Here is an 8,314-nt window from a genome sequence, read left to right on the forward strand (position 1 = left end):
CGAACAGCGGCTGGCCGAGGTCGCGGCGCCGCTGGCGCGTTTTGCCGGTGCCCGCGTCGCCGTCGCGCTGCCGGCGTCGCAGGCGCTGGCCTTCGACGCGCTGCTGGCCGAACTCGGGCTGCAGGCCGCCGGTTTCGTGCTGCCGTCCTACGGCGAGGGTGAACGCGCAGCGCTGGCGGCGCTGGCCGCCGCCGGGCCGGAGCGTCCGGTGCTGGTCGGCGAGGACCAGGCCTTCGAGGAGACGCAGCTGCTGCGCCGGCTGGCGCCCGAGCTGCTGCTGACGCGCGGCCGGCCGGCGGCGCACGCGCTGGCGCTCGGCATCCCGGTGCTGGACCTGGGCGCCGTGCCCATCGTCGCCTACGAAGGCGTCGAACGGGTCGCGCAGGCGATCGCGCGCCGGCTGGCGCGGCCGGCGCTGGCCGCCTTCCTGGGCGGCGGCGAGCGTAGCGGCGGCTACACGCCCGGCTGGCTGGCGCGCAGCCCCAACTGGTACGTCAAGCAGGAGGTGCGCTGATGGGCGCGCTGCACGAGCGCAACGGCTGCGCGCTGCAGGGCGCGCTGGCGCTGCTGCAGGCGGTCGACGGCGTCGTGCCGGTGCTGCACGCCAACGCCGGCTGCGGCGCGGCGCTGGCCACGGGCCGGCCGCTGCCGTCGACGGTGCTGCTGGAAAAGCAGGTCGTCTTCGGCGGCAGCTCGCGCTTGCGCGAGCAGCTGAAGAACGCGGTCCAGGTGCATGCCGGCACGCTCTACGGCGTGCTCGCCGGCTGCGTGCCCGAGGTCGTCGGCGACGACCTGCCGGCGATGCTGAAGGAGGCGCGCGAACAGCGTTTCCCCGCGTTCGCAGTCTCGGTGCCGGGTTTTGGCGGCCACGGCTGGAGCGGCCATGCGGCTGCCGTGCGTGCGCTGCTGGAGAACGCCGCGCTCGCCGAGACGGCGGCCGATGCCGATGCGGCCGACGTCAACCTGTTCGGCCTGGTGCCGGGGCTGGACCCGGACTGGCAGGCCGACCTGGACGAACTGGCGGCGCTGCTGGCCGAAGCAGGCCTCGCCAGCCGCCGCCTGGCCGGGGAGGGCGCCGGCGCCTGGCGCGCCGCGGCGCATTCGCGTGCCAGCCTGGTGCTCTCGCCCTGGGGTGCGGCGGCTGCCGACTGGCTCGAACAGGCTCACCGCGTGTTGCGTGTGGACTTCGGCTGGCGCCCGGTGGGCAGCGTCGACGCGGCGCTGCTGCTGGAGCGGCTGGGCGAGGCGCTGGCGCTGGACGAAGCCGTGGTCGCCGCGGCCGCGGCGCGCCTGCAGGCGCAGCAGCGCCGCGCGCTGCAGGGCGCGGCCGAACGCGGCTGGCTGGCCGAGCTGCCCGAGCGGGTGGCCATCGTCGCGCCTGCGGCTACCGCCGTCGGGCTGGCACGTTTCGTCGCCGGCACGCTGGGGCTGGAGCCGACCGTGGTCGTCGTCACCGACCAGCCGCCCGAGGCCAGCCGCGCGGCGCTGGAAGCCGCCGCCGGCGTGCCGCTGGTCCATGCCGCCGGCAGCGACGAGGTGGCCGCGGCGCTGGCGCGCGCCGGCTGGGACACGCTGCTGGGCAGCGCGCTCGAAGCGCCGCTGGCGCGTGCCGCCGGTGTGCCGCTGGTGGAGGTGGCGGCGCCGCTGCGCCGGCCTTCGCTGGTGCGCAGCCACGTCGGCGTGCGCGGCGCGCTGGCGCTGGTCGAGGACATCCTGGCCGCGCGTGCGGCCGCCGACTGATACCCGTTTTATTGCTGCAGGAGCAGAGCATGTCGACACTGAAGGAACGCCTGTACGACGAGTGGGCGCTGAAGGCCGAGCTGACCCAGGACGGCGTCGGCGTGCACCCCGAGGTGCTGCGCCGCATCGCACTCGGCAGCGCGGCGCAGGAGAACGTGAACTGCCTGTTCTCGTACAACCGAGAGCTGGCTGCCGAGATCGACGTGCCGCCGTACTTCATCCTGCCGCACGGGCTGATCGCGCTGTTCCACGTCGACCGGCGCGCCAACTGGCGCCTGGAGCACGACGGCCGCGGCTTCTACGTCGTCGACCGCGACGGCCGTGCGGTGCCGGTGCGCTTTCCCGAGCGCCCCGGCTACTACGCACGCCAGACCTCGGACGGCACGCCGATGCGCACGGTGGCGGTGCACAACTCCGACGGTGTCGTCTTCGTCGCCTACAGCAACGAGTGCTCGCTGCAGGCCACCAGCCGCGACTGCCTGTTCTGCAACATCAACGCGACGGCGAAGAAGTACGGCGAGGTCCAGGGCGTGAAGTGGAAGTACCCGCGCCAGATCGGCGAGACCGTGGCCGCCGCCTATGCCGAAGGCGCGCGCCACCTGACGATCAGCGGCGGCTTCGTGCCCGAGCGGCGCGAGGTCGACTACTACCTGGACGTGGCCGACGAGATCCGCGCCGCGACCGGGCTGGACGACTTCAACGGCACCGCCTGCATCGGCGCGCCGCGTGACCTGGACGTCATCGCCAAGTACCGCGAGGCGGGTTTCCGCACGCTGGCGATCAACATCGAGGTCTGGAACGAACACTTCTTCCGCGCCTACTGCCCCGGCAAGGAGCAGGAGTGCGGCGGCCGCGACCACTGGGTGCGGGCGCTGGAACACGCCGTCGAGGTCTTCGGCCGGCACCGCGTGCGCTCGAACATGGTCGGCGGGCTGGAGAGCAAGGAGTCGACGCTGGAAGGCATCGAGATCCTGGCCGGCAAGGGCGTGGTCGCGATCTCGCCGGGCTGGATTCCGAACCCGGGCTCGGCGCTCGAAGGCCACCGCTCGCCCGAGCCCGAATGGCACCTGGACGTGGCGCGCAAGACCTACCGCATCTACCAGAAGGTCGGCATCGGCTTCGACCAGCTCTACGACGCTACCGCGGTGCCGCAGACCCTGGTGCACGACCTCTTTCGCATCGAGGAGGAGCGCCTGCCGGTGTTCGCCGAGGAACGGGCGAAGGAGTCGGTCGCGGCTTGATGGGCAACGGGGTCCGGCCTCGCAGGCCGGACCCGCGGGGATGCGTCTGGGATCAGAACGGGCGCGTGCCGGCCAGGCTGACGCGTTTCATCACGCGGCGCTCGCCGGCTTCGAAGGCCGAGCGGCTGTGGATCGTGGCCTGGTTGTCCCACCACACCAGGTCGCCGACCGACCAGCGGTGGGTGTAGGCCAGGCGCGGCTGCAGCAGGTGCGCGCGCAGCCGCTCGACCAGCGCCGCGCCGCGGCGTGCCGGCCAGCCCAGCACCTCGACCTCGGTGTGCGTGTCCAGGTAGAGCAGGCGCTTGCCGCTGTCGGGGTGGGTGCGCACCAGCGGGTGCGCGACGTAGGGCGACAACGGCTCGATCTCGGGCGTGCGGTACAGCGGCGCACGCCCCGAGGCCAGCGGCCTGAGCCGGCGCAGGAAGGGGTTGTAGGTGATCAGCTGCAGATCGTCGATCTCGCGCCGCGTCGCCTCGTCCAGCGTCTCGTAGGCGAGCACGGCGTTGATCCAGGTGGTGTCGCCGCCGCGCGAAGGCACTTCCAGCGCGTGCAGAAAGGACGAGGCCGAGGGCTGCGGCGTCCAGTGGTGGTCGTAGTGTGCGTGCAGCTCGTCGTTGCCGAGCAGGCCGCCGCCGACGTTGGCGATCAGCACCACGTCGGCGTCTATCGATATGCGCATGCGGGCCGCCAGCTGCCGGCCGCATATCGACATGCGCAAGCGGCGCAACGCCTTTAGGCGGTGGCCGGCAGACTGGCCCGGCTGCGGCAGCCCGTGCCGTCGCAGCGGCCGTCCACCACACGAAAACAGCATGTCCCGACCCGATCACCCCCGCCGCCGCCTGCTCGTGGCCGCCGCCGGCTGCGCGCTCGCCGCACCGCTGGCCGCCTGGGCCCAGGCCTACCCCAATCACCCGCTGCGCCTGGTCGTGCCTTTCCCGCCGGGCGGGCCGACCGACATCGTCGCGCGCCCGCTGGCGCGCCAGCTCGGCGACGCGCTCGGCCAGAGCGTCGTCGTCGACAACCGGGGCGGTGCCGGCGGCTCGCTCGCCGCCGACTACGTCGCCAAGGCGCCGGCCGACGGTTACACGCTGCTCGTGGCCACCGTCGGCACGCACGCGATCAACCCCAGCCTGTACCGCCGCCTGCCCTACGACCCGGTGCAGGACTTCACCCCGGTGGGCCTGCTGGCGAACGCGCCGGTGGCCATCGTCGTGCCGGCGTCGTCGCCGGTGCGCACGCTGGCCGAACTCGTCGCCCAGGCCAAGGCGACGCCGGAGAAGTTCGCCTACGGCTCGGCTGGCAACGGTACGCCCGGGCATCTGAGCGGCGCGCTGTTCGAGAGCGTGGCCGGGCTCAAGCTGACGCACGTGCCCTACAAGGGCAGCGCGCCGGCGCTGACCGACCTGCTGGGCGGGCAGATCCCGCTGATGTTCGACCCGGTGCAGTCGGTGCTGCCGCACATCGCCGCCGGCAAGCTGCGCGCGCTGGCGGTGACAAGCCGCCAGCGCATCGCGGTGCTGCCGGGCGTGCCCACCGTCGCCGAGTCCGGCTACCCCGGCTTCGAGACCACCGCCTGGTGGGCGGTCTACGCCCCCGCCCGGCTGCCGGCCGATGTCGCCGCGCGCCTGGCGCAGGAGGTCGAACGCATCGCCCGCAGCGCCGAGTTCGCGCAGGCGTTGGGCAACCTGGGGGTGCACCCGGCGCCCGATGGCCCGGCAGCGCTGGCCGCCTACCAGAAGGCCGAGATCGGCAAGTGGGCGCGTGCGGTGCACGGCGCCGGCGTGACGCTGGACTGACGATGCGGCTGAACGACGAAGAGCAGGCGCTGCTGGCCGGTGCCGGCGGCGAGGCGCTGCGCCAGGCCATCGCCCACCAGGTCGCCGTCGGCGAATTCTTCGGTGCCGCCGATCTGGTGCCGGTGACGCAGGCGCACGTGATGGCCGACACCGAGAGCCTGGGCGAAGCCGGCGTCGCCTGGCTGGAGCAGCTGTCGGCCGGCCCGGGGGCGCCGCCGCGCGTGCGGGTGCCGACCATCACCGACCCGCGCGGCACCGACTTCGCGCGTGCCGGCGAACTGGGCCAGGCCGAGTGGATGCTGGCGCTGGAGCGGCGTGCCATCGCCGCCTTCCAGCGCCTGGGCGTGACGATGACCGATACCTGCATCCACTACCAGACCATCGCCGCGCCCACCCGTGGCGAGCACGTCGCCTTCGGCGACACCGGCGTGGTCTCGTATTCCAACTCGGTCTGCGGCGCGCGCTCCAACTTCGAGGGCGGGCCGTCGGCGGTGGCCGCGGCGCTGACCGGGCGCACGCCGCGCTACGGCTATCACCTGGACGAACACCGGCGCGCGACGCTGCGGCTGCGCACCGACTGGACACCCGGCACGCTGGACGAGTGGGGCGCGTTGGGCGCCGTCGTCGGCCGCCAGGCCGGCCACTACTGGCAGGTGCCGGTGCTCGAAGGGCTGGAGCGGCCGCCCAGCTCGGACGAGCTCAAGCACTTCGCCGCGGCCATGGCCAGCTTCGGCTCGACCGCGCTGTTCCACCTCGTCGGCTACACGCCCGAAGCCGGCCGCCTGGCCGACGTCGACGGCGAGCGCCTGCCGCTGGCGGCGCGTTTCGGCCGCGACGAGGTGCAGGCGCTGCGCCGCAGCTGGGCCGGCGACGGCGGCGTCGACGTCGTCGTGTTCTCGGCGCCGCAGCTCAGCCTGTTCGAGCTGCGCACGCTGGCCGGCCTGTGCGAGGGCCGGCGTTTCGTGCGCCCGCTGCTGGCGGTGACCAGCCCCCAGGTCAAGCCCGAGGCCGACCGGCTGGGATTCACCGCGGCGATCGAAGACGCCGGCGGCAGCGTGCTCGCGGGCATGTGCTTCTACCAGTCGTATGCACGCGAGATCGCCGAGGCGCGCGGCTGGCGCCGCCTGGTGACGAACAGCGCCAAGCTCGTCAACATCCTCGGCGGCTACGGCTACGCGCCGGTGCTGCGCTCGATGGCCGCCTGCGTCGACGCGGCCGAGACGGGGGAGGTCGCCCAATGAGCGCGCTGCTGACGCTGCAGGCCCGGCACGCGCTTGGACGCGAGGTCGAGGCGCTCGCGCTGGTCGCCCACGACGGCTTCTCGGCGCGCTACGACCTGGACCGCATTGCCGGCGTGTTCTCGCGCCCGACGCATGCGCTGGCCGGCCAGTCCTACGTCGACCGCATCCTGGTGCTGGACACGGCCAAGGGCGGCGTCGCCACCGCCTGGATGCTGCACGAGATGCACAGCCGCGGCCTGGTGCCGCGGGCCATCGTGCTGAACACCGTGAACCCGATCCTGGCCCAGGGCGCGGCCTTCGGCGAGGTCACGCTGCTGGCCGGCTTCGACGTCGACGTCACCGCCGCGGTGGCGCACGGCTCGAGGCTGCGGCTGGACCCGCGGCGGCGCACGCTGGAGGTGCTTGCCGCGCCTGCTTGAACGCGCCGGCGCGCGCCCCCGATCTGCTGCTGCACGGCCAGTACCACGGCTGGTTGCCGCACGGGCTGGCCGTCTCGCTGCGGCTCACCGTTCTGGTTCGTCCGCCGCTGATGCTGTTCGACGAGCCCACGAGCGCGCTCGACCCGGAGATGGTCGGCGAGCTGCTGACGGTGATGCGCGGCCTGGCGCGCGACGGCATGACCATGGTCTGCGTCACGCACGAGATGGGTTTTGCGCGCGAGGTCGCCGACCGCGTGGCCCGGGTGTCAGCCCGGTTCGCCGAACAGCGCCTGCAGGCGTTCGGCGGCGAGTTGCAGGCCTTCGGGGCTGAACTCGACCGACTTGGCGCGCCCCACCGGGTCGGAGATGAGACCGCGTTGGTGCAGCCGGCCCAGCGCATCCCAGTCGAAGGATTTCCAGGCACGGTTGCCGTCGTGCAGGCCGAGGTAGAGCAGGGCCAGCACGGCGGCGTCTATCTTGTCGGGGTTCAGATTCATACGATGGGCTCGCTTTCGTGTGGAATCGGGTTCAAGCCGACAGCGTCGGAGTTCGCCAGTGCGCCCGAATCGGCGCCTCATCCCATGTCAAATCTCCTCCACCGGATCCAGGCCCTCGAAGTCGAACTCCACCACCCCGGCGTTCGCTGCAGCCGCGAACGGCTGGAGCAGCTGTTGCACCCGGAGTTCCACGAGGTCGGCCGCTCCGGCCGCGCCTACGACCGCGAAACCATCGTCGCCTACCTGGCCACGCAGCCGTCTCAACCGCCGGTGGTGTCCGATGCCTTCGTGCTGGCGGAACTGGGCCCCGGCGTCGCGCTGCTCAGCTATCGCTCGGCGCAGGGGGAAGCGGGCCGCGGGCTGGTCGGCCACACGCTGCGTTCTTCCGTCTGGGTGAAGACGGACGCCGGCTGGCAACTGCGCCATCATCAGGGAACTGCAGCCGCGCAAGTGTGGTGACTGCAGTCCCGCGGTGAGCTCGGCAAGGCCATGAAACCCATCCGCATCGTGGCCGAGCCGTCGCAATCGCGTGTCCGGGGCCGCCTGTTCGCCGCGCTGTCGGTGTTCGCCGTCGTCGGCGCCGTCTACCACTCAGGCAAGAAGCCTTGGGACGGCTGGCTGGTGTGAACCCGATCGCCGGCCGCGACCCACGCTAGCGCGGCTGCTCGCCCGCCGCAGCGCCGTCCCACCACCCCAGCCGCTCGACCTCGAAGCCCTCGCCGCGGGCGACTGCCAGCAAGGCGTCCAGCATCGGCGGCGACACGTCGCCGCGTGCCAGCACCGTCAGCTCGCGCCGGTTCGGGTGGCCGACCAGCGCCACGGTGTAGGCGCGGTCCAGCGCCAGGATCTGGTGTTCGCTCCAGGCCTGCGGCAGCAGCCGCAGCCAGGGTGGCTCGAAACTCAGCTCCAGCTTGGCGCCGCCACTGCCCGGCACGGCGCGTGCGACGCCGCGTTCGCCTTGTTCCTGGCCGTCGGCTGCGTGCCAGCGCCTCTCGACGCTGAAGCCGCCGTCTTCGCCCGGGTGGTAGTCGACGCTCGGTGGCCGCGGCCCGGTGGCTGCCGCCCCCAGGCGCGCCAGCTCCTGCCAGCGGCCGGCAAAACGCGCCGGGTCGACCTGCTCGACGGTCGCCATCTCCGGCCAGGCCGGGCGCTGCAGCAGCCGGCGCAGCAGCGGCCAGCCCAGGTCGACGGCGAGCGCGACCAGCCCCGGGTTCAGCCGCGTGCGCCAGCGCGCCGGCAGCAGCGGCCAGGCCAGGCCCAGCAGCCCGGCCATCGGCGGCAGCGGCGATGACGGCGAAGCTGCCGCGGCACGGGTGCTCTCGGCCGGAGCCGCAGGCGCCGGCGTGGCGCCGCGGCGCAGCAGCCACCACAGCGCGCCGC

10 protein-coding genes and 1 pseudogene are annotated in these 8,314 nt (G+C 73.3%); 9 read left to right on the forward strand and 2 right to left on the reverse strand.

The genetic code is table 11. The annotated features are described in order from the left end of the window. The 3 genes from CKO43_RS24120 to CKO43_RS24130 all read left to right on the forward strand — a co-directional run. A partial coding sequence (locus CKO43_RS24120; RefSeq protein WP_200380242.1) for a nitrogenase component 1 occupies positions 1-514 on the forward strand: 514 nt, incomplete at its 5' end. Then, on the forward strand, positions 514-1,740 hold the full coding sequence (locus tag CKO43_RS24125) for a nitrogenase component 1 (protein WP_200380243.1): 1,227 nt from the start codon (positions 514-516) through the stop codon (positions 1,738-1,740). The genes CKO43_RS24120 and CKO43_RS24125, both read left to right, overlap by 1 nt. Positions 1,741-1,769: 29 nt before the next feature. Continuing rightward, entirely contained in the window at positions 1,770-2,981 is a 1,212-nt protein-coding gene (locus tag CKO43_RS24130) for a radical SAM protein (RefSeq protein ID WP_200380244.1), read from the forward strand. A gap of 52 nt (positions 2,982-3,033) precedes the next feature. Here the strand turns inward: CKO43_RS24130 and CKO43_RS24135 are convergent, their stop codons facing one another. Next, entirely contained in the window at positions 3,034-3,660 is a 627-nt protein-coding gene (locus CKO43_RS24135) for a TauD/TfdA dioxygenase family protein (RefSeq protein WP_242481347.1), read from the reverse strand. A gap of 130 nt (positions 3,661-3,790) precedes the next feature. Between CKO43_RS24135 and CKO43_RS24140 the strand changes: the two genes are divergently transcribed. The 6 genes and pseudogenes from CKO43_RS24140 (at position 3,791) to CKO43_RS24165 (ending at position 7,561) form a co-directional block, all read left to right on the forward strand. Then, positions 3,791-4,777, forward strand: a complete 987-nt coding sequence (locus CKO43_RS24140; protein WP_200380246.1) for a Bug family tripartite tricarboxylate transporter substrate binding protein — start codon at positions 3,791-3,793, stop codon at positions 4,775-4,777. Between the two features lie 2 nt (positions 4,778-4,779). Then, the gene (locus tag CKO43_RS24145) at positions 4,780-6,018 is read left to right on the forward strand and encodes an aconitase X (RefSeq protein WP_200232188.1); all 1,239 of its coding nucleotides are present in this window, start codon (positions 4,780-4,782) and stop codon (positions 6,016-6,018) included. Next, positions 6,015-6,437 (forward strand): aconitase X swivel domain-containing protein, encoded by a 423-nt coding sequence (locus CKO43_RS24150; protein ID WP_200232189.1) that lies wholly within the window; start codon positions 6,015-6,017, stop codon positions 6,435-6,437. The genes CKO43_RS24145 and CKO43_RS24150 overlap by 4 nt, the downstream gene beginning before the upstream one ends. Positions 6,438-6,538: 101 nt before the next feature. Further along, positions 6,539-6,694: pseudogene (locus CKO43_RS24155) on the forward strand (amino acid ABC transporter ATP-binding protein); the annotation flags it as partial. A gap of 324 nt (positions 6,695-7,018) precedes the next feature. Then, entirely contained in the window at positions 7,019-7,393 is a 375-nt protein-coding gene (locus tag CKO43_RS24160) for a nuclear transport factor 2 family protein (RefSeq protein ID WP_200380249.1), read from the forward strand. 30 nt (positions 7,394-7,423) lie between these two features. Further along, the gene (locus tag CKO43_RS24165; protein WP_200380247.1) at positions 7,424-7,561 is read left to right on the forward strand and encodes a hypothetical protein; all 138 of its coding nucleotides are present in this window, start codon (positions 7,424-7,426) and stop codon (positions 7,559-7,561) included. 25 nt (positions 7,562-7,586) lie between these two features. On the opposite strand, the gene CKO43_RS24170 is transcribed toward CKO43_RS24165, so the two are convergent. Further along, positions 7,587-8,314: lipocalin family protein (locus CKO43_RS24170; RefSeq protein WP_200380248.1), on the reverse strand; the 728-nt coding region annotated here is incomplete at its 5' end.

The sequence above is a fragment of the Rubrivivax gelatinosus genome (assembly GCF_016583785.1).
Lineage (GTDB): Bacteria > Pseudomonadota > Gammaproteobacteria > Burkholderiales > Burkholderiaceae_C > Rubrivivax > Rubrivivax gelatinosus_B.